Genomic DNA, 21,515 nt, shown 5'->3' with positions numbered 1-21,515 from the left:
TAATCATAGCTCAATTCGTCCCATTTCACTTCGGATAGGCCAGTTCCAGCTTGGTGAGATGATCCTTGTGCCCTACAATAACCAGCACATCCCCCTCTGTAATCCGATCCTCGGCGTAAGGAGAGATGTTCATCGAACCCCCGCTCTTGATTGCCATGACGTTACAGCCAAATCGTGCCCGGATGTTCAGCTCAAGCAGGTTTTTGCCAATCATCTGCTCGGATGCCCGGATCTCCAGAATACTGTAATCCTCGGATAACTCAATGTAATCCAGGATGTTCGGGGAGGTCAGATGATGCGCTACACGCAGCCCCATGTCCCGTTCCGGGTATATCACTTTGTCTGCGCCAATCTTCTGTAGCACCTTGCCATGCAGCTCATTCTGAGCTTTTACGATCAGCACCGGTACACCCATATCTTTCAAAATCAAAGTTGTCAAAATGCTCGCCTGTATATCTTCACCAATTGCCACAACGACTACATCGAAATTCCGTATCCCCAACGCTCGCAGCGCTTCTTCATCCGTTGAATCTGCCGATACCGCATGGGTCACCACATTGGACATTTCCTGTGTCCGCTGCTCGTTCGCATCAATGGCCAGCACGTCAAACCCCATGCCGCTCAGTGCATTGGCTACACTTGACCCAAATCGTCCCATGCCAATTACAGCATATTGTTTCTTCGCCATCAGGGTCTTTAACCTCCCGCTACATTACGGCAAGACGCACCAGTTCCGGTACGATGCCAACGTAAATAATCCTTCGTAGTATACCACAAAGACAGAGAAACTTGAATGCGCTCCCCCTTCACAGGGAACAGTAATACAGCAGCCGAATAAACCGAGGAGGGAATTGCGATGCCCATTACATTAAGCCTGCGTGAAGCGATTGTTCATAAGGTTCATGACAAAAGTGATGACCAGCTCCGAGAGATGATCGAAGGTTCGGTGGATGGACCCGAAGCAGCGTTACCCGGACTTGGCGCCATTTTCGAAATGATCTGGAAGAACACAGAACCTGCCAAGCAGGAGGAACTGATTCAGATCGCGCAGGAGCATCTGCACACCATTCCCGTTCAACCTCTTCGTTAATCGAAGCATTGGCGGGTGAAGGGAACCATCATACCGTTTGTTCTGTCTGCAAAATAGTTCCCCCTACCCGGCAGGTTCATACCCGCCCCCTAAGGTAAGGACAAAACAAGAAATCCCTCCACCAACCGGCGGAGGGATTTCATTATATCAGATACATTAAGGCGCAGTTTCGAGGAACTTCGCTGTCGGATTTTTGTCTATTGCCGTTCTCATCGCATACTCATTCTCGAAGAGTACAACATAGTTCCCTTTTTTATCTTTCACCAGGGCAGAGTTAATCCGGAATTTACTAGGGTCTAAGTTCTCGTCCACGATCCAGCGGGCAAACTGATACTGCATCCGTTGCAGCTGTACATCCACCCCGTATTCACCCTTCATTCGGTATTCGAATACCTCGAACTGGAGCTGACCAACTACCCCCAGGATCGTCTCATCGAAGCTCACCGTGTTGAACACCTGAATCGTACCTTCCTCTGTCAGCTGATCAATCCCTTTTTGATACTGTTTGTGTTTTAGGGCATTTTTAACCGTTACTTTGGCAAAAATCTCTGGCGAGAACGTTGGCAGCTCATCAAATATCACTTCGCTACCCTGACTCAAGGAATCTCCGATCCGGAAAATACCCGGATCAAACAAACCAATAATATCGCCTGCGTAAGCTTCTTCAACAATATCCCGATCTTGTGCGAGGAACTGTTGTGGCTGGGACAGCTTAATTTCTTTGCCCACACGATTATGCTTCACACTCATGCCACGCTCGAATTTGCCTGAAACAATTCGCAAGAACGCGATACGGTCACGGTGAGCGGGGTTCATATTTGCCTGAATTTTGAATACATATCCAGTAAACTTCTCACTCGTTGGTTCGATCTCGCCAGCTGTACTACGACGAGGCTCTGGCTTCGGGGCAAGCTCCAGGAAGTTTTCCAGGAACGTCTGTACACCAAAATTGTTAATCGCACTACCGAAGAAAATAGGTGTGAGCTCGCCACGTTGAACTTTCTCCATGTCGAACTGGTCTCCTGCAACATCCAGAAGTTCAAGCTCCTGACACAGTTGATCATGCAGGTACTCGCCCGCCATCTCACGGATAATCGGATCTTTGTATCCATCGACTTTTTGCACTTTGATCGTCGAGTGATCGTCACCTTGGAACAACTCCACCTGATTTTTCATCCGGTCGTATACACCGCACAGATCGCGTCCTGTTCCGATCGGCCAGTTCATTGGCACAGAGCGGATACCGAGTACGTTCTCCAATTCTTCCATCAGATCAAAAGGACTTTGTCCCTCACGGTCAAGCTTGTTGATGAAGGTAAAGATTGGAATCCCGCGCTTTGCACATACTTGGAACAATTTGATCGTCTGTGCCTCGACACCTTTGGCCACGTCAATCAGCATGACCGCGCTGTCGGCAGCCGTTAGAGTACGGTACGTATCTTCACTGAAATCCTGGTGACCAGGTGTATCCAAAATGTTAACCCGATGATCCAGGTAGTCGAACTGCATCACGGAAGACGTAACCGAGATTCCCCGCTGTTTCTCAATTTCCATCCAGTCACTTGTTGCGTGTTTGCTGGCTTTCCGGGCTTTAACCGTTCCCGCAAGGCGAATCGCGCCCCCGAACAACAGCAGCTTCTCGGTTAAAGTTGTTTTACCCGCATCGGGGTGAGAGATAATGGCAAACGTCCGACGTTTGTCCACTTCCTTTTGAAGAATGTTATTTGCAGCTTTGCTCATAGCGTCTATCCCTTTCATCCGTTCATTCACGTTAATCCGGTCATCACCGGTCCATAGATCACAATTTAAACTTTCAAATAAAGCTTTATAAACTTTATGACACCCAGCTAGGCCGGTTGATTATAAACACGCATGTAATCCTCATCATGAGGGTACACGATAAATTCATTTTACACATTTACAATGGAGTTCATCCTTTCAGATCGGTGCTTCCATTCATGTTTCTTCCCTCGTTCTCAATTCAACTCTCCTATTGTACCATAATCTGTGCCGAAAATAACCGATTACATTCCACCAATTCAACACTTTTCTTCGCAAAAAAGAACCCTTCTGCCATTCAACTGGCATTCGGGTTCCTCTCATTCCTTACAGATCATTCGATTTTAGAAAATCAGTGCATCCAGCGCATATTGCCCGCCGCCTGTCAGAGCCAGTGCTACACCCACCACGAGAATCGCCAGATTGTACTCAAATCCATTCTGTGTAGACCAGTAACCGTTAGCACCGTGTACCTTAACGATGGCAATTACCATGGTCAGTGCGATCAGAATGCCGCCTACAGGTGTCAGCAGACCCAACGCCAGCAATAATCCACCGCCGAATTCAGCAAGTCCAGCCAGCAAAGCAACCAGGGCACCAGGCTTCATACCCATCGATTCGAACCAGCCGCCTGTACCTTTGATTCCATATCCGCCGAACCATCCGAACAACTTCTGTGCACCGTGCGCCATAAACGACAAACCAATCACCAAACGAATCAACAACAACCCTACATCCAACATCATTTCTTTTTCCTCCATTTGATATATACAAAATAGTATTCTTAGATTAAAGATATTATGCGAAATTTTTTTCATGATCCTCTATGTCGCAAACCCCTTCAAATGGTTTACCTTTTATCTCATGAATGCTCCCCAGCTTCGGATTTCTATAAGATGTTTTGCCCGAACTCCGCAGGTCATTTGCTTAACTCTTTAACTCATGTGTTGAGTATAAGTTATTCACTTACTTTTTGTCAACAACTTAATTTAAATTATTTATTTCCTTCTGCTGTAACTCTTCACTGCTCGTAAATTCCAACCCGATCTCAAACTAAAAAAGCCTGGAAAACCGCATCCATGCGATCTTCCAAGGCCCAATTCTCTTATGCTCATTTCCTAATGCTCTTAACGATTCACATGCCAAATGACGCTGTCTTCATCCTGCCCGTTCACAGGCCACCAGTGGAAACCGTCTTGCTCCAGCAGCTTGCCTGTCGCCTCCGGCCCCCACGTTCCTGCCGGATACGTGTGCAGTTCACCTTGATTACGCCCCCAAGCGGCCGCGATCCGGTCGACAAAAGACCATGCTGTCGCCACTTCATCCCAGCGGGTGAAGTACGTGGAGTCACCTTCTGCTGCATCATGCAGCAGACGCTCATAAGCTTCGGGCGAGTTGATTCCGATCATGCAGCTCTGGCAGAAGTCCATCGCCAAGGGCTGAATCTCGGAATCCGAGCCCGGTTTTTTGGCATTGATTTTGATATAAATGCCTTCCATCGGATTTACCCGAATCACCAGCAGATTCGGCTCCAGCTTATATTTTTTACCGAGATATACGTTATTCGGCATCGATTTGAATTCAACCACAATCTCCGTTGTTTTCACTGGCAGACGTTTGCCTGTCCGAATGTAGAAAGGCACGCCAGCCCAGCGAAAGTTATCTACGAATACGCGTGCTGCAAAGTATGTCTCCGTATTCGACTCCGGATCAACCTTGTCTTCCTGGCGGTAGCCCGGAAGCTGTTTGCCGCGGGACTCTCCTTCTGAATACTGAGCACGTACCACGTTGTTACGCACATCTTCATCGGACGTAAACTCCCGAAGGGAACGAAGCACCTTCACCTTCTCATCCCGAATATCCTCCGGGAACAGACGGCTTGGCGGCTCCATCGCAATCATCGTTAACATCTGCAGCATATGGTTCTGCCCCATATCACGCAGGGCACCCGAATGGTCATAATATCCGCCGCGCTCCTCTACACCTACCGTCTCCCCCAGTGTAATCTGAACGTTGGCGATATGTTTATTGTTCCAGAGCGGTTCGAAGAAGGCATTCCCGAAGCGGATTACCTCGATGTTTTGCACCATTTCCTTACCCAGGTAGTGGTCAATCCGATAGATTTCCTCTTCCTTAAACACCTCTCGGATCTGTTCATTCAGCTTCTCTGCCGATGGCAGATCATATCCAAACGGCTTCTCAATCACCAGACGATTCCAGCCCTTACTCTCCAGCATGCCGCCATCCCTCAAACTATACGACACATTGCCAAACAATTCAGGCGCGAGCGCCAGATAGAACAGCCGATTTCCCGGTGTTTTGAATTTGGCTTCCAGCTTTTCGGTCTGCTCACGTAGCTCCCGAAACCCGTCCACATTGTTGATATCAAGTGATTTGTATTCAAAATGCTCGGCAAAAGCATTCCATTCCTCAGAATCTCCTGCCGGATATCGGCAGAACTCCTGAATGGATTCCAGCAGATCGTCCCGGAACTCTTCCTGTGACCTCGGACGGCGTGCTACGCCAATAACCGCAAAGTCCTCGGCAAGCTTGCCCTCACGGTATAAACTGTAGATGGCCGGAAACAACTTCCGGCGGGCCAGATCGCCCGTTGCTCCAAAAATGAAAAATACGGCACCTGGTGTCTGCACTTCATTTTGCATCTGTTTATTGTCCATAGGCTCCTCTTTCTTCCGGGAAGACCTTTTAATCCACCGCTTCCCGAGCTATGTAGTCGTGTTCACATGCACAGTTTCTGACAAGCAACTGACAATTACCAGCAAGTCCCATCTTGGATGTGATGCCATTTTAGCATATCAACTGCCTGGATGCAGCTAAAATATCATTACCTCGATCACTCAATATTCAATCGTAATGATCGGAAAACCTACAGTAATACGAGCATCACCCTGCCCACTGACTTGATGCACGGCAAGCTGCATATTTAACAGATGGGAGCCACTTTGAATCTGCAAAGGCAAATCCGTTGCCTCATAGGAAATACTTGTTGTAGCTGTATCCTCATACCGCTCAACTTCTATGATGTGCAGTTCCCGAGAGAGCTTGGCTTCCATTGCCGCCAACGGTTCACCAGCCTTTATCTCCACCCCAGCCTGAGCCGCATTGGATGAATCTACAGTGATTGCTCTATCATTCCCTCCACTCAACTTACCCTGCACGGACATATTCCAGCTTGCTTTCAAACCGAGTCCAGTCATCGTCTTATCCACATGTTCATGCAAGGCAAGCAAGGACTGGCGATCCAGATCTGCTCTTCCGGACAACTGCACAATAATATAGTAACCATCATGATCCGTCTCCGCCACGTTAAGCAATACCTCGATCCCCGTTTTAGCAGAGCTCACTGTGCCCTCGCTGCGGTATACATCATGTCCGGTTTGGCGAACCTTCACGGGTGCTGCCAGTTCCAGCACCACTGCCAATTTTGCAGCTTGTGCACGTGCATCACCTTTACCTCCGGCCTGCCATTTGATCACCCACTGGTCTGCATCGTTTATCACGACATCTGCTGTATGTAACAATTGCTCCAATCCTGCTACTTCGGAACCGTGCTTATCTGCTACCACGTTCTCTGCATATACCTGTGTAACCCCGATTAAAAGGATAATGGCTATTGCAATGACCCCTGTATTCATCCAGCGTTTTAACAAGTGAATTCCCCCGTCCGCTCTTCTATTCTATGAATCTATCAACAGCATGCCCCCCTCGCGCTTAACGTATACAGCCTCAATAGAACTTTCTCTCACCATACAAAACAAAAAAAGCCCCATCCGCCATGTTATAGCAGATCGAGCCTCCTGTTCAATTCACATTACATATTGCATTCTCATACGGTAGTTCTCTCACTACTTATTTCATAGTGTCATTGCAGTTGCATAAACTGCCACTTACTCGGCTAAACCGTTCTTATACGCATATATGGCAGCTTGTGTGCGATCATCCACACCCAGTTTTGCAAGCAGATTGGTCACATGGAATTTAACCGTCTTTATACCGATAATTAGTTCATCCGCAATATCCTGATTGGACTTGCCTTGAGCCACTAAACGCAGCACATCCATCTCCCGATCGGTCAGTTCTTCATGCAAAGGTGCTGCCGCTTGCGGCTGTCTGAACCGATTCATCATTTTTGACGCTACCTGCGACTCCAGCACGGACTGCCCACGCGCAGCAGCACGAATAGCGTCAGCCACCTCATTGGCTCTGGATGTTTTCAGCAGATAGCTAAAAGCTCCGGCTTCAATCACAGGATACATTTTTTCATCGTCCAAATAACTGGTCAGAACAATGACTTTGCATTCCGGGTTAATTTTGAGCACCTGGCGAGTGGCTTCAATGCCATCCATGCCATCCATGACAAGATCCATCAGCACAACGTCTGGCTTATATTCCTGAGCAAGCCGAATGCCTTCCTCTCCACTTCCAGCTTCACCGATCACTTCGATGCCATCCTCTGTATCAAGAACCGCAGCAAGACCTATACGAACCATCTCATGGTCATCCACGAGTAATACTCTGATCGACGTTTCCGTCTCCGTTTCGACTTCCGGTTCCATTGACATGTTCTACCTCGCTTTCATCGTTCATCAAAGGGATCGTGATCTCAATTCGTGTTCCTTTACCAGGCGCCGTCACAAATTGTATCGCTCCCCCAATCTCCGTTACCCGTTCCCTCATATTCGCAAGTCCGTATGAAGCCTGCTTCTGCTCATCCAGATCAAAACCTTGCCCGTCATCTCGAATCAATACACGGACTGAATCCATTCGACGTTGTAACCGAATCTCCATTTTCTCCGCCTTTGCATGACGCAGTGTATTCGACATTGCTTCCTGCACAATCCGGAATAGATGGTTCTCGATTCCTTTGATCAGATGAATATCTTCATCCATCTCCAGCACAATCTCCATCGGCACTTTGGTTTTCAGTTCCAGCACCAGATCACGCAGTCCCTGTTCCAGATGTTTACCTTCCAGGTAGACCGGCCGCAAATGCAGCAATAACGCCCTCATCTCGGACTGCGCTACCGAAGCCATTTCCTCAATCAAGGCAACCTGACGCTGTGCCCGATCAAAATCCTTCTCCATCTTCCGGCCTACCGCTGTTGCTGTCATGGAAATCGCAAATAGCTGCTGTGACACCGCGTCATGTAATTCCCGTGCAAGCCGTTGTCTTTCCTCTACAATGGCTGTAATTCTCGCCTGTTCAGCCAGCTGTGCATTGTTGGTGGACAACCTCTGGAGGGAAGACACCTGATCTTCCCACTTCTTACCAATCCGGCCGAGTTGCTCACTAAGCCGACCTACATCATCCTCGCCGAGATCGGGTACCGTGCGGGAGAGAGACCCTTTTTCCCATTGCAGCAAGGTTTCCCTCAACAATTCAAGCCGTCTTTTGACCCTGTAACTCTGATAGAATCCAAATATTGCGCCAATACCAATCAGGAGCAGTAACAGAGCCAGCCCGGATTGGATTAGATGACGCCAGCCTGCAAATGGAGCCAGATAACCATATGTATACAATACATACAAAATGACAGCAAACACAATGAAAACAAGGAGGATCCCTTCACGCATACTTCGGGTAACCATATCGGTATGTTTTCTGTCCTTCATATCCGGGATCCCTCCTTTTCTCATTCATTTCTTAGTACTACGGATTATGAATGTTTAAGTCGCCAACAATATACGAAATAACAAATTTTACTTTATGTTCACTGGATTCGTACCCAGGAGTTCTCCATATCAATTGATTCATCATACCACTATCCTGCTCACCCAGCAGATTGATTCGGCCAAATAGCACCGATGCCTCGATCTCTACTCCATAATCCTCGGGCAAAATCAGATGTACATTGCCCATAACACCTTGAAGCAGTACAATGGTTTGTTTCTCCTCGGGAATCGAGAGAGACAAGTCTGCGTTAACTTCACCGATGGCGTGCCACAGACTCATACTACGCAGCCTCCAGGAGGACTGATCCCAGTAATAACGGGCCATGAAATTTTGTTTTTTCATGACATCATCATGCAGATGAATCTTTTTGTTCTTGGAATAAAAATAAGCTAGCGATGCGAGTACGATTAAAAAGACAATCATCAAATTATCCAGTAGCAACAAGGCTGCACCAATACCAAGATAACGATAACCTTTACGTGTTTCCCCTTTTCGAATCTGAAGCATTCCCACCGTTAACAGAATAAGTGCGGCAGCCGTCAATAGGTTCATATTCCGGTTAAAGAGCATCAAAAAACCAACAATAACTATAATGACTGCAAGCCAGTGGCTTCTCTTACTCATCTCCGCCGCACCTCCTCTGTGAGTTGATCTTCAATATCCAACGGAAAAGCCATAGCAGGCAATGAAGTCCTGTATGGCTTAACTTTGTGTTCTACGAATCGTACATGATACACGATCTATAGAATATCATATTGTCCATCAAGCGAACAGTTATTCTTTAGTCGTATCGCTCGCTTCATTTTTGGAGCCGTTGCCCATTTTGTTTTTCAGAGCCTGCAATTGCTGATCCACTTTGAATTGTTTCTCCAGATCAACCGGATTCGTATACGTCGAGCCTGTATTGAGGTATGGCGCACGGGCTACATCAGCCTCAGCTTCAAGCTGCATGATCTTCTCTTCCATCCGGTGGAATCCAAGGGATGCACTTCCGCTTTCAATGGAATGCAAGCTGTTGATGGAAGACATTTGTTTTTTGGCTTTAGCCATCTGTGCACGGGATACAAGTTCATTCCGTTTGTTACGCATTTTGTAGAACTCATCTTTCATGTCGTGAAGCTGTTGCAACAGATCTTTTGCCTGTGCTTCAGATTGAGCATGCAGCTCACGGTATTCCGTAATTTTTTGATCGAAATAGATCTTCTCTTCCAGCAATTTACGAGCTACTTCTTCCTGACCATTCGACAGAGCAGCTTCGGCTTGGGACTCGCGTTGTACCGAAGTACGTTCTGCTTCATCCAGACGTTGCTTCATACGGCGCTCATTAGCCATTTGTTTAGCTACAGTTACCTCAGCCTCATGAATTTCGGCCTCCATATCACGCAAATACTGGTTCAACATTACAATCGGATCTTCAACTTTATCCAACATTTCATTTACAGATGCCTTTGTCATATCCTTAATCCGTTTAAATACTCCCATTTTACTTTTCTCCCTTCTCGTAACGAGATAGTTTTTGGCGAAGCTCTTCCACTTCTTTTTTCAGTGCCTTTTTCTCAATATCTTTCATCATGGAATCCAGTTCACTTTCTTGCTGACTTCCTGTTCCATAAGCATTGTTGTCATAGGAACGTGGGCCGGGCTGCGGGCTGCTGTTATATCCCGGGCCAGGGCCAAAACCAGGACCCGGTTGATTAGGATTGCTGTTAAAAGGATCTCTTGGTGCCTGATGATCATAACCACCATACCCTCTGCCAGGGCCGGCACCCGGGCCGTGACCATATGGATCATATGGTGGATACGGCTCTTTCGGTACCACGAGAGCGGCGATGAAGTAAATTAACAACGTCGTGCCCCCGGTTGCAAAGATACTGATGACGAAGATGATCCGCAGCAGCGTTGAATCCATTCCAATTGCTTCAGATATGCCACCGATTAGACCGGTCATCATTCGGTCACGCGTTGAGCGGTATAGTTTGCTCATGTGCTTACTCCTTTCGTTTACTTATAACTTCTTCCATGATAGGAACCAGATCCGTACGGATCTGCGTAATGAGGTTCCTTGGGTACAACCAATGCCGCGATGAAGTAGATGAATAGAGATGTACCCCCCGTTGCGAAGATGCTGATGAAGAAAATGATCCGTAGCAGCGTAGAACTAAAACCAAGATTTTCAGATATGCCGCCGATCAAACCTATCAGCATACGATTACGCGTTGAGCGGTATAATTTATTCATGTGACTACTCCTTTTTATCGTTATTAAGCTTTTGCTTCAAACGCTCCAGCTCTTTGTCCAGTGCAGAAGAGGACATGCCTCCAGATAATTCCGAACCATCCTGGCTCATCCGGCGAATCTCCCGGAGACTTTGTGCTTCATATTCAAGATCAGAAACTTGGTCATCGAGCTTGTTAAACATACCAGGTACGTTTTGACCACTGTAGTTTCCTCGCTGGTTCATTCGTTGCTGTAATTGGATCGTTTGCATACGAGCGTAGTAGTATTGGCGTTTACTATACACATTCTGATACTCTGCCTTCAACTGGTTGATCTGATCATCAAGTTCCTGCAATGCGGCAGCACTCTGCGTATATAATTCATTGTATTGATCCATTTTTTCCTCATGCAGAATTTTCTCCTGCAGGGCCAGCTTGGCGAGATGTTCCTCACCGGCTTTCAAAGCCATGGATGCCTGTTCTTCTCGTTTGTTAACCATAGCTGCTGCCTGATCTGACTGCTGTTTCATTTGTCTTGTATGACTTGCATACTGATGTCGAAGCTTTTCGGCTTCTCCAATGTCTTGGCGGGTCGAGACCAGGAACTGATCAATCAGTTTAACGGGATCCTGACTTTGCTCCAAATGTTCGTTCAGACTAGCTACGGTAATATCCCGCATTCGACGAAATACACTCATTATGTTCTGTCCCTCCTTTTACTTGATCCTGATCTTACTCAATAGCGGCGACGTGAATTGCGATTGTTGCTCAGCATCGAGATACCGAAGATAATCAATCCGACTGCGATAATCGGCCCGATCAGCCAAGACAGTTTTCCTATCAGGGATAAGATACCGATGATAAGAACGATCCATCCAAGCGTTACATTTCCTCGTTTAACTCCGTAATACCCCAGTGCAATCATCAGGATCGGAATCAGGTAACCCATCAGATGTCCAAGCAATGGTGTTAACTTTCCGAAGAGAATCAGTACACCAATTGCGATCAACACAATCGCCCAGCCATTTCCCTTGTTCATTCTCATAATTGTTGTTCACCGCCCTTCTCGTTATTTCTTTGTTTTCCATTTCAATATTCGCTTGATTCAGGTGTTCAAAACTTGCTTGTTTTTGTTTCCGTGTTTCTTGTTTAACCTTATGTCCTTATTCTAGGGGATTTTGAGGCTTTTCAAAACAGACTACGGACGGTTTTTGATCCTAGACTCAGGTCGGGGATCAACTTCGACCTCGGACTATACACGGGCTAGACCTAGTATATTCACCGCCTTACTTCACTCCGAATACCTGTTATTACCCGTAAAATGGTGACACTTGACGGAAGTCTTGCATGCTATGATGAAAGACACCGTTATCCGTATATGTACGCGCATTACACATTTCCGTTTCTCGAATTACTTTTTTATCCAAATAAACAAAATTTAGATTGTTCTAATTGGAAGCGTTTACTAAAATAAAGAAGAAAGCTATTATCCATCAAGGAGTGAACCTGTGCGAACGATAAGCTATCTCCACAAAATGATCATCTTCGGGCTTCTGTTAAGTATAGTCCCTATCCTGCTAACGGGAATTGCTGCTTTTATTTACTCTTCCAGCCAGACTGAGTTGCATCGGACACAAGCAAATGAACAGTTGCTCGAACAGCTACAGTCCAATGTAGAGCATAAACTCGCTACAGTCAGTTATATGCTGGACCAGGCTGTGCGTTCACCGATCACACTTCGTTCTCTTGCGAACTCTAATCCACTGGAACGGATCGGCCAGTTACAAGCGGACGACGTACAGACAGAGTTCCAGCATATGAAATCTTGGGAACCTCTGCTGGATATTATCCTGGTTAACCAATCCAAAGATTGGCTTATTAATCATGCGGGGCTCTACGCGAACACTCGCTTCCCGTTATCACTGCCGATGAAAGATCTGATTGCGGATACATTGACTTCCGGATGGCAACTCGCCCCTTCCTCCATATTTAATAATGAAGGTGATAACGAGTCACGTTTCTCCGATCGACGTATTGCAGGTAAGGGCTGCATTTATCATATTACGCTTGCAAGAGCCATTCCCGATGGTAGTGCATCATCTAATGCAGCGTTAGTCGCTGGAATTCCGGCGTGTTATATGCAAAATCCCCTGGCGCAATCTCCCGCGACGGAGGCTTCAGCCTCTGGTTTGATTATTATAAATCGGGAACAACGGGTCATTGCTCACCCGGATGTGTCTTATATCGGACAACCTGTGTCTGCCATAGGCCTGATTGATCGGAATAACGGGGAACACATTCAGGCGTTAACACCTGTCATGTACTCAGATGCTTATGCCGAGCGTGAAGTACAGGTTGCCAATGCAGATTATTCCTTAACCTACAGCCCATCTACATTAAAAGGCTGGACCTATATTCTCATCTCGCCCGAGAACACATTGACTAGAGACTACATCAAGATCGGGTTCCATACGCTGTATATCAGTATAGCTATGCTCTTGATTTCTCTGCTTCTTGCGTGGCTGGGTTCCAAACGGATGCTCGCACCAATTCAGCGGATTCTTGCTCAATTAGGCAATAATATCATCGTTAAAGGTCATTCTACCTTGCAGCAACAGGCTGTAAATTCACTTAATGAGCTAGAACAGATTCAAATGGGTGTCACACAGTTATCCAATGCACGCTCTCAATTGGAATCTACTTTAAATCAGCATCAGATTCAGATTCGCACCTATTTTATGATGCAGCTACTTCAGGGTAGAAACTGTTCCAATACATTACATGACACATTACGAGAACAGGGTTATGCCCCACAGCTTTCAAGGTGGCAACAAATTGCCGTTATTGCCCTTCAACCTGAATTAATGAGCCACTCCAGATACACCATGAAAGACCGCTCTTTGCTCTTATTCGCAATTCAAAACATCCTTGAAGAAACCCTTAAACCTGATCAGCAGTTGCTTCCGATTGTACTGGAACAGAATGTTGTAACGGTGGTTGGTAGTCCCGAAGAAGATCTAACGCTGTTTTCAAAACAGCTGTTGGCTTTGACGGAGCAATTGCAGCAGCAGATTAGCGAGGTTTTGGATCTGAAGGTCAGTATCGGTGCAAGTCAGCCACATCGTTTAATGAAACATATCCCGCAGGCATACAATGAAGCTATTAATGCCTTGAAACATCGGATGCGGCTTGGGACAGGTATCATTGTGCAATACGGACAGCATGATTTGTCTTCTGCGGCGTGGGCCATGGCTTATCCGGAAGCACTGGAGTATTCACTGCTTCAGTCTATTCAACAAGCTGACGAGGCTCTGGCATCCACACAGCTAACCGAGTTGCTCGAGACGTTATTTTCATTGGAGTGTACTCCGGAAGAGTATCAGGCCGCACTGATGCGACTGTTGGCACATATCTTGCAGTTAACTCAAGAATCGGGCATTCGACTCGCTCAGATCAGTCAGGGCCACCGCTCCCTTTTCCAGGAGTTGTACGTTTTGCAGTACGCAGCTGAGGTGGAGCATTGGTTCAACCACCAGGTGATCCAGCCTGTCATTCAACTTTTCAAAGAAAGACAGGTTGCGCAATATCAGCACATTTCAGAGAAGATCATCGCTATCATCCAGCAGGATTATGACAAAGATCTTACGCTAGACGAATGTGCTACGCGGCTTCATTACAACGCTAATTACTTAAGCAGTGTTTTCCGCAAAGAAACCGGGGCTTCATTTAGTGAGTATCTGACCAGATATCGACTGAAAACCGCCAAAAGATGGCTGGATGAGAGTGATTGGACGGTGAAAGAGATCGCCGAACGGCTTCGCTATACCAATCCACAAAACTTCATCCGTTCCTTTCGGAAATGGGAAGGGTTGACTCCTGGAAGATACCGGGAGCGTAAGAGACATGCTGATTTTTCAAGCAAAGGTTAGACCCTGAAAAAGGTATAGCACGCGCTGTCAACCCTCAACGTTGATCCTTTGACTGTCACCGTCAACCTTTAATAGAAGAAAAACAACATTCAAGGAATTTCGTCCCCTTGAATGTTGTTTTGAAGCACTACTTATGAAGTAGAGACAACGGAATAACATAAACGTTGCAAATAATCAGCCAACGTGTTCCATTGATCACTCATATAGAAATGATTACCCGAAAATTGGACCAGTTCAAATTCTTTTTCGGTTAATAATGCCCACATCTGCATGTCACTTATGTTCACTCCGAAATCCTCTGTTGCGTGAATGCCATAGATGGGGACCGAAATTTTGTAGGCTTGAGTTAAGCTGAAATTTCTGACTGCGAGCAGATCATTACGAACAGCTGGAATGATCAGCTCTAACATCGTTTTGTCTTCCAGAACCATATCATGCAATCCACCGACGGATTGCAGATATGCGATGACGGAATCATCATCGTCCAATTTGTTATATTTCCTATTATCCTTCCTGGTCGGGGGCGTATGACAAGACACAACCAACTTCTCTATGAAGGTCAGCATATGAGCATTGCGATGTAACATTTGATAAGCGATCAGAGCTCCCATACTGTGTCCAAATAAAATGGTCCGTTTGCCCCCGTCATCCATTGATCTGAGCACTTCGGTTATCCTGTCAGCATAATCATTAATATTATCAACCATATCCTCCATAAGTCTTTCTTGTCTTCCCGGATACTGAATGATGATACACTCCACATCAGCACTCAAAAACCCTACCAGGTCTCGATAATAATTGGCATTACCACCCGCGTGCGGTAGAATCACTAATCTTACAGTCGAACCAGCATGAGCACGGAATGTTCTAATCCATTTTTTCGCTTCATTCCATTGCATTTTAGTTACCCACAATGGTCTTGATCACATAATCTTCTTTATTAATATCACGTGAATCAGCAAGCATCATTTCCCCTTTTCTTGCTTGATTCAGAAGTGCAGGGTCCAATTCAGCGATCAGCAGTTCAACTTCATCGGGAGAACCATCCACAATATTATCACCCAGAGGATTCCATACTCCGCTATGTCCACATGCATCCCAAACCCCTGTTTTCCCTACATGATTGCACATTGCTGTAAAGATTGTATTATCCAACGCACGGGCTGGAAACCATACTCGTGACTCTTTGTACCCCATTCCTTTGCTAAAAAGAGAACTACCCATATATACATGACAGCCATTTTGAGCTAAAGCACGGGAATGTTCAGGAAAACCAGCATCATAGCAAATCCCCATCCCCACATTCCAGTCCTTAATGGTAACGATAACCTGCTCATTATTGGTACTAAAAATTTCTTTTTCCGTTTGAAATAGATGGGATTTATCATATACACCTACTTCTTCCCCACTGGAATCAATAATAATCGAAGAGATAAAAATCTCCTCTCCCCGCTTAACAGGCGTTCCGATGATCGCCCAGATTGCATACTTTTTGCATGCCTGACGCAGCTTTTGAATTCGTGCATCATTCAGCTGAATCGTATGTTCAGTCAAATTAGATTTGACGATATCAGGTACATAGCCAGTGAGATATTTTTCAGGAAACATGATGATATCCACATTATTTTTTCCAGCTTTCTCAATCATGTCATATGCCCTGTTCACATTTTCTTCGATATTCCCGTCAACCGCAGAACACTGTGCCAGAGCAATCTTTAATTTCTCTGTTGGAAAAATATCTTGTTGTACATCTATCATATTTAGCTCCTCCTAAATTTAAACGATCCCCTTCTCACTCCAGCTTCCTTGAATATACTTCACAACCTCGGAAGGAATACTTCTCAAGAAGTAATGCCCACCTGTTTCAAACTCGAACAAATCAACTTGGTCGATCCAGTTGCCCCAGTTGAACCATAGTTCATCATAACCCTCTGTAATCGGATCATCCTTCGCAATGACAACGGTGGTAGGCGTGTGAACTAATGTTTCCATGCTGTTCCACAGTTTGCCCAAATAAGTGTTGGCTTGGATGGAATCATGTTTAAAAATCTCGACCAGTTTGGACTCATAACCATCGCCCAAAGATGACAAACTGCTTGTACCACTCCACTCCGAATACAGCTCAGCTATATCCGAAAACTTCAGGTGAGTCGCATTGTTGACACGCAATTCACAGTCTGCCTGGCTAATCATATTTTTGGCACCTAAAAAGAGTTTCTTTGGATACAGGTTTTTCGCCTCTAGTTTTCTGACAACTTCGAGTGCCAGTGCACTACCCACGCAATGTCCCCATACCATGAATGATTTATCTTTCATCGCTGAAGATATTTCTTCAACCAGGCGATTTACCGTGTCATCAAAACGAAGCAACGTGCTGTTTTCCAGGTTAGGGTCGTGGCCCGGTAATTCAACAGCAAAAACAGATAAATCAACGTTATTATTTTCAAATTCCTTCGCCATTGGAATAAAGTTCAGGGCATTCCCCCCGGCATACGGTATAAATATGATGTTCTGTTCCGAATCACTTGATTTGCTTAAGCATGTTAGAAGATTAGCGTCATGAACTGTTTTCTTTTCCTTATTTGCAAGTTCGCTTGCAAGTTCAAAGAGAATTGATTTTTGCATAATCTGTTTCAATGAAACATCCTTCTTCAAGAAAAGAGAAACTTTCATCGCCGCTAAAGAATTGCCGCCAATCATAAAGAAATCATCATCCCACTTGAGATCCTCTTTGGATTTTTTGAGAACATTGGACCAGATATCTTTAACACGATCTATCGCTTTCTCTAATTCTTGATCAATATCCAAGTGCAAAGGCTCTTCTTCATGTTTCAATGAAGGTAATTGCGATTTATTCGCATAGATGTTGAATTCGTCTAGTGTTCCCTCCTCCAATTGCACATGATGGCCTTCCGCTGTGCGGTTAACCATTCCCTCAAGGATATCCACAAAAATACGACCAAAAAACGTGATATCTTTCGTGTCATATTTGGAGGTGTGATAGTGCAGACTCAATTCGATTTCATCTGTGTAAAAATGTCTTGAGTATTCGATTCGTAGCGGGAATTCTGTAATCGCCGCTGCTCTTACATCTATATTATCAAAACCTGGAAGACCGCGTAAATCCTTCAAGGAATAAAAATGTGTAAAATTAAATACGGTTTCAAACAAAATATCTCTTGAGGACAGGTCTTGTTTTACTTGTGCCATCGGATAACGTCTGAAAGGCAGAATGCTGGCTTCCACATCATACACATTCAAGATCAGGTCCTTCCAACTGAAACTGTTCTCCAGCTTCACCCGGAATGGCATCGTATTCAGAAACACACCTAACGCATTTTCTGAACCCAAAAGTTCAGGTCTACCCCCAATTTCATATCCCATAAATACGTCATCATTGCGTGTCAGGATCGAAAGAAACTTGACATGGGAGGCGAGCAAAATATCTTTAACAGGCACTTTAAGGTCTTTAGCCAGCTTCACTAGCTTTTCGGAGAGACCCTCGGGTAATTGAATATCCTGAAAAACGACTTCATTCCCCTTCCGTGTATCTTCCTCTCGACGACGTGGAATAAAACCTTCTGGAACATCCTTCAGCATATCTGCCCAAAATTGTTGATGTTCTGCGGAATGGACCGCCTGCTGTTCTAAGTAGATAAATGTTCGATTGTGATTGTTACTTTCGAGCAATCCGTCACGGGGATCCAGCCCATTCATCATGTCAAAATACGTTTTAAACAGGAACGTATGGACTTTATTCATGCTCCACCCGTCCAGGGCTGAATTATGCTGGCTTATACTATATTTGTACTTGGATTCACTTAAAATATGGATGTGGAGCTGAACGAGTCCAGGTTGATCCCATTCAAAGGCACGGTGCTGTTCCTTCCAGAACCACTCCTCGTACATATCTTCTTTCTCTTTTTCCGTTTGCAGACCACGCAGATCATACACATTTAAAGGCAATTGTTCGATCTCTTTGTGTACGATTTGAAGGTACTCCGAGTAATGTTCAAGATCATAACTTGTTCTGAAAATCGGTTGAGTATCCACTAACAATTTAACGGCTTTTCTAAACGTAGACACATCGATGTTGCCATCAATCGTATATGTCACGATATCATGATAGTTGTTATCTCCTTCCATGATATTGCTTTGATAAACAAGTCCGGACTGCAGCATGGACATTGGATACGCATCTTCAATTTCATCCGGAATTCGAACTCGATCTTCCTCTTTAATCAATTGAAAATTTGTAATCTGTTTATTCAGATCATTATCCTGTTTAGCATTCAGATCTACATGTTTAATCAAATCCTGGATGGTCGGATACTTAAACAATTGCTGAAAAGTAAAGCTCAGTCCATTTTTATGTGCAAGTGCAACAACGGACACGAAATTGATTGAGTTCCCACCTAAAGCAAAGAAATTTTCATTGACGCTTATATCCGAAATGCCTAATACTTCTTGCCAGATTTCACATAGGAGTTTTTCTTCTCTCGTTTGCGGTGAGATTTTCGCTTCTACACCCCTAACCTTACTCATGTCAATCAGCGACTTTCTATCCACTTTTCCGTTTCTCGTCAGCGGAAATTCACGAAGGATAAACGTTTTTTCCGGGATCATATATTTAGGCAATTTCTTCGCCAATTGTTGATTGATATCGTGCACGTCCAACGTTACATCCTTTTCGATGACAAACGCATATAAATGCAACATCTGGTCTGCTTCCAAATTGGTTAATACCAGGGCATCACTAAGATCAGGCAGACTGGTCAAAGCCGTTTCGATCTCACCCAGTTCGATTCTGAAACCTCTCACTTTCACTTGACGGTCATTCCGCCCAAAGTATTCGATGGTTCCATCATGTCTGATTCTCGCTAAGTCCCCGGTTAGATATACTTTCTCATCTTCCAAAGACGGCAAATCAACAAAACTGCTCGCCGTTTTCAAAGGATCATTAATGTATCCTTTTGCAACACCTGTTCCCGCAATGGCTAATTCCCCTACCATGCCGACCGGTCTTAATCTTCTCTGTGCGTCCAAAATGTAAATGCGAGTGTTATCGATCGGTTTACCGATAGGTACAGGATTTTCAGCAGCAGTTGTTCTATGCCACGTCACATCTACAGTGGCTTCTGTTGGACCGTACAAATTGATGAGCTCAACGCCGGGCAACATATGATGGAACTTTTCGACGTGATTTGGAGACAACGCCTCTCCACTACAAAAAACTCTTTTTAACGTCTGAATTGAGCCATACGATAAAGAATTATCCACATAATCTAGAAATGCGTTCAACATGGAAGGCACAAAATGCATCGTTGTGACCTGATTGGCTTCTATCGCTTTAATAATTGCAATGGGATTCGCTTCTTCATTGGCTGGTAGAACGGCCACCTGATTGCCAGTAATTGCCCACCAAAAAATCTCCCATACGGAAACATCGAAGGTCGAGGGGGTTTTATGCAAGATCACATCATTTTGATCTAACGCGAACTCATTTTGCATCCATTCCAGTCTGTTAATGACACTCTCATGTTTGATTTCAACCCCTTTTGGTGTTCCCGTAGAACCGGATGTGAATATGACGTATGCCAAGTCTTCAGGGGAAATTGATACGGAATTATACTCAAAATTCGTTTTATATATTTCACTAATCTCAAATCGATTCACAGGATTGATCTCAACACCTGACCGATGCTTGTCCAGATATAAGACCGTTTGGCAATTAGCTTGTTTCAGAATCACTGCATTTCTCTCTTGCGGGGCTTTGGGATCAAGTGGAAGATACGCCCTGCCAGAAAGAATTACACCAAAAACAGTGACCAGGAAATCAGTGGAACGCTCGCACAATACAGCAATGATCGATTCGGATTGTTCCGTATGATGTTGAATATATGCGGCGACTTGCTTCGCTTTATGTTCCATGTCTTTATACGTAAAAACTTGCTCATCGCTTACGATACTCTCTCTTTTCTCATGTGTACGAAAAACACGCTCCATCAAGCTCACTAAACTGTCAGAATCGGAGAATGGTTTCGCTGTCCGGTTTAACAGATCATAACCTGCCGCATCCGCTTGTTGAAATAAATCAATGGAATCTATGCTCTCGTTGGCATGAGCTGCGATCAGTTCAACGAGATAAGTGATTTTTGCGGCCATATGATCCAGTGTTTGGGCCATGTAGTGCGAAGAATCTCCCGCAACGGTAAGTTTCCAGTTCGCTCCACCCGTGATCTCAAAATTATAGGACAACAGATTCTTCTGATATACATCTTGCAGATCCTTCGTTTGGTCATGATCTTGAATGATATTAAGTTGGATCGGTGTAGATGGAACAATCAGGTCTGTTGGATAATCCGCATACTCCTTGTTATTCAGTATCGTTCTTTGAAGCTGATTAAACGTACCTCTAAACGTTTCCGCTTGCTGAATTTCAGCTTTAAGCGGAAACTGCGAGATCTCCTTCCTGTTATATTCGGCGAAACCGATCAAGAGATCGTTATCCACGCCATTTTCAATGGCATACAACAGGGTGCACACAACCAGCGTAAATACTTCATTTGAATTGGTTATGTCACATTGTAAAGCAATACAAAGCTTCTCAATATCTGTTGCATGAAGCTCGATATGTGAAAGATGATAATGCCCGGTACGTGAGTCTGATCCTATTTTTCGATAGTCTGGTAAAAGGTTGGTTGGGGTTGCTTCTTGCAATGACTCTTTCCAATACGCTCCAGCTACAGGCATTTTTAATGCGGCAATCTTTTTTTGACCCAGCGTTTTCTCTTTGGTTATCATAT

General features: G+C 45.0%; 18 protein-coding genes. 2 read left to right on the top strand and 16 right to left on the bottom strand.

Annotated elements, in window-relative coordinates; all coding sequences use genetic code 11:
- Positions 1 to 25: 25 nt before the first annotated feature.
- Positions 26 to 688, bottom strand: coding sequence for a potassium channel family protein (locus tag ACUTVW_RS18385; protein ID WP_445647114.1), 663 nt, complete (start codon positions 686 to 688; stop codon positions 26 to 28).
- Between the two features lie 168 nt (positions 689 to 856).
- Here ACUTVW_RS18385 and sspI point away from each other — a divergent pair, with 168 nt between their 5' ends.
- Entirely contained in the window at positions 857 to 1,090 is a 234-nt protein-coding gene (gene sspI, locus ACUTVW_RS18380; RefSeq protein WP_036673259.1) for a small acid-soluble spore protein SspI, read from the top strand.
- Positions 1,091 to 1,246: 156 nt separating this feature from the next.
- Here the strand turns inward: sspI and ACUTVW_RS18375 are convergent, their stop codons facing one another.
- From ACUTVW_RS18375 to ACUTVW_RS18320, 12 genes are all read right to left on the bottom strand, one after another.
- Positions 1,247 to 2,830 carry a peptide chain release factor 3 gene (locus ACUTVW_RS18375; protein ID WP_434749474.1) on the bottom strand — a complete coding sequence of 528 codons (1,584 nt, stop codon included), beginning with the start codon at positions 2,828 to 2,830 and terminating at the stop codon, positions 1,247 to 1,249.
- Positions 2,831 to 3,213: 383 nt separating this feature from the next.
- Complete coding sequence (locus ACUTVW_RS18370) at positions 3,214 to 3,612, bottom strand: DoxX family protein (protein WP_053783291.1); 399 nt, start codon at positions 3,610 to 3,612, stop codon at positions 3,214 to 3,216.
- A gap of 384 nt (positions 3,613 to 3,996) precedes the next feature.
- Positions 3,997 to 5,547: a glucose-6-phosphate dehydrogenase gene (zwf, locus tag ACUTVW_RS18365; RefSeq protein ID WP_445647113.1), complete on the bottom strand. Its 1,551-nt coding sequence runs from the start codon at positions 5,545 to 5,547 to the stop codon at positions 3,997 to 3,999.
- Positions 5,548 to 5,727: 180 nt separating this feature from the next.
- Complete coding sequence (locus ACUTVW_RS18360) at positions 5,728 to 6,540, bottom strand: YwmB family TATA-box binding protein (RefSeq protein ID WP_445647112.1); 813 nt, start codon at positions 6,538 to 6,540, stop codon at positions 5,728 to 5,730.
- Between the two features lie 237 nt (positions 6,541 to 6,777).
- Positions 6,778 to 7,446: a response regulator gene (locus ACUTVW_RS18355; protein WP_434753204.1), complete on the bottom strand. Its 669-nt coding sequence runs from the start codon at positions 7,444 to 7,446 to the stop codon at positions 6,778 to 6,780.
- Positions 7,388 to 8,503, bottom strand: coding sequence for a sensor histidine kinase (locus ACUTVW_RS18350; protein WP_445647111.1), 1,116 nt, complete (start codon positions 8,501 to 8,503; stop codon positions 7,388 to 7,390). Before ACUTVW_RS18350 ends, ACUTVW_RS18355 begins: the two co-directional genes overlap by 59 nt.
- A gap of 37 nt (positions 8,504 to 8,540) precedes the next feature.
- Entirely contained in the window at positions 8,541 to 9,188 is a 648-nt protein-coding gene (liaF, locus tag ACUTVW_RS18345) for a cell wall-active antibiotics response protein LiaF (protein WP_445647110.1), read from the bottom strand.
- Between the two features lie 150 nt (positions 9,189 to 9,338).
- Positions 9,339 to 10,046 carry a PspA/IM30 family protein gene (locus ACUTVW_RS18340; RefSeq protein WP_434749469.1) on the bottom strand — a complete coding sequence of 236 codons (708 nt, stop codon included), beginning with the start codon at positions 10,044 to 10,046 and terminating at the stop codon, positions 9,339 to 9,341.
- Between the two features lies 1 nt (position 10,047).
- Positions 10,048 to 10,548 carry a PspC domain-containing protein gene (locus ACUTVW_RS18335; RefSeq protein WP_445647109.1) on the bottom strand — a complete coding sequence of 167 codons (501 nt, stop codon included), beginning with the start codon at positions 10,546 to 10,548 and terminating at the stop codon, positions 10,048 to 10,050.
- A gap of 17 nt (positions 10,549 to 10,565) precedes the next feature.
- Positions 10,566 to 10,802: a PspC domain-containing protein gene (locus ACUTVW_RS18330; RefSeq protein WP_445647108.1), complete on the bottom strand. Its 237-nt coding sequence runs from the start codon at positions 10,800 to 10,802 to the stop codon at positions 10,566 to 10,568.
- A gap of 4 nt (positions 10,803 to 10,806) precedes the next feature.
- Positions 10,807 to 11,478, bottom strand: a complete 672-nt coding sequence (locus tag ACUTVW_RS18325) for a PspA/IM30 family protein (RefSeq protein WP_445647107.1) — start codon at positions 11,476 to 11,478, stop codon at positions 10,807 to 10,809.
- 38 nt (positions 11,479 to 11,516) lie between these two features.
- Complete coding sequence (locus tag ACUTVW_RS18320) at positions 11,517 to 11,825, bottom strand: LiaF transmembrane domain-containing protein (RefSeq protein WP_445647106.1); 309 nt, start codon at positions 11,823 to 11,825, stop codon at positions 11,517 to 11,519.
- A 463-nt stretch (positions 11,826 to 12,288) separates the two neighbouring features.
- On the opposite strand from ACUTVW_RS18320, the gene ACUTVW_RS18315 reads away from it, so the two are divergent.
- Positions 12,289 to 14,709, top strand: coding sequence for a helix-turn-helix domain-containing protein (locus ACUTVW_RS18315; protein ID WP_445647105.1), 2,421 nt, complete (start codon positions 12,289 to 12,291; stop codon positions 14,707 to 14,709).
- Between the two features lie 131 nt (positions 14,710 to 14,840).
- Here the strand turns inward: ACUTVW_RS18315 and ACUTVW_RS18310 are convergent, their stop codons facing one another.
- From ACUTVW_RS18310 to ACUTVW_RS18300, 3 genes are read right to left on the bottom strand one after another with little or no spacing between them, the layout of a single operon-like run.
- Positions 14,841 to 15,608: a thioesterase II family protein gene (locus ACUTVW_RS18310; RefSeq protein WP_445647104.1), complete on the bottom strand. Its 768-nt coding sequence runs from the start codon at positions 15,606 to 15,608 to the stop codon at positions 14,841 to 14,843.
- A gap of 1 nt (position 15,609) precedes the next feature.
- The gene (locus ACUTVW_RS18305; RefSeq protein WP_445647103.1) at positions 15,610 to 16,467 is read right to left on the bottom strand and encodes a carbon-nitrogen hydrolase family protein; all 858 of its coding nucleotides are present in this window, start codon (positions 16,465 to 16,467) and stop codon (positions 15,610 to 15,612) included.
- An 18-nt stretch (positions 16,468 to 16,485) separates the two neighbouring features.
- Positions 16,486 to 21,513 (bottom strand): amino acid adenylation domain-containing protein, encoded by a 5,028-nt coding sequence (locus ACUTVW_RS18300; protein ID WP_445647102.1) that lies wholly within the window; start codon positions 21,511 to 21,513, stop codon positions 16,486 to 16,488.
- Positions 21,514 to 21,515: the final 2 nt, after the last annotated feature.

Source organism: Paenibacillus sp. TSA_86.1 (genome assembly GCF_052691815.1).
The sequence above is the reverse complement of the archived record's forward strand: the minus strand, read 5'-3'. Positions and strand labels throughout refer to the sequence as shown.

Coding starts and splice junctions, on each gene's coding strand:
- ACUTVW_RS18385 (WP_445647114.1), bottom strand. CDS start 688: ATGGCGAAGAAACAATATGCTGTAATTGGCATGGGACGATTTGGGTCA.
- sspI (WP_036673259.1), top strand. CDS start 857: ATGCCCATTACATTAAGCCTGCGTGAAGCGATTGTTCATAAGGTTCAT.
- ACUTVW_RS18375 (WP_434749474.1), bottom strand. CDS start 2,830: ATGAGCAAAGCTGCAAATAACATTCTTCAAAAGGAAGTGGACAAACGT.
- ACUTVW_RS18370 (WP_053783291.1), bottom strand. CDS start 3,612: ATGTTGGATGTAGGGTTGTTGTTGATTCGTTTGGTGATTGGTTTGTCG.
- zwf (WP_445647113.1), bottom strand. CDS start 5,547: ATGGACAATAAACAGATGCAAAATGAAGTGCAGACACCAGGTGCCGTA.
- ACUTVW_RS18355 (WP_434753204.1), bottom strand. CDS start 7,446: ATGGAACCGGAAGTCGAAACGGAGACGGAAACGTCGATCAGAGTATTA.
- ACUTVW_RS18350 (WP_445647111.1), bottom strand. CDS start 8,503: ATGAAGGACAGAAAACATACCGATATGGTTACCCGAAGTATGCGTGAA.
- liaF (WP_445647110.1), bottom strand. CDS start 9,188: ATGAGTAAGAGAAGCCACTGGCTTGCAGTCATTATAGTTATTGTTGGT.
- ACUTVW_RS18340 (WP_434749469.1), bottom strand. CDS start 10,046: ATGGGAGTATTTAAACGGATTAAGGATATGACAAAGGCATCTGTAAAT.
- ACUTVW_RS18335 (WP_445647109.1), bottom strand. CDS start 10,548: ATGAGCAAACTATACCGCTCAACGCGTGACCGAATGATGACCGGTCTA.
- ACUTVW_RS18330 (WP_445647108.1), bottom strand. CDS start 10,802: ATGAATAAATTATACCGCTCAACGCGTAATCGTATGCTGATAGGTTTG.
- ACUTVW_RS18325 (WP_445647107.1), bottom strand. CDS start 11,478: ATGAGTGTATTTCGTCGAATGCGGGATATTACCGTAGCTAGTCTGAAC.
- ACUTVW_RS18320 (WP_445647106.1), bottom strand. CDS start 11,825: ATGAGAATGAACAAGGGAAATGGCTGGGCGATTGTGTTGATCGCAATT.
- ACUTVW_RS18310 (WP_445647104.1), bottom strand. CDS start 15,608: ATGCAATGGAATGAAGCGAAAAAATGGATTAGAACATTCCGTGCTCAT.
- ACUTVW_RS18305 (WP_445647103.1), bottom strand. CDS start 16,467: ATGATAGATGTACAACAAGATATTTTTCCAACAGAGAAATTAAAGATT.
- ACUTVW_RS18300 (WP_445647102.1), bottom strand. CDS start 21,513: ATGATAACCAAAGAGAAAACGCTGGGTCAAAAAAAGATTGCCGCATTA.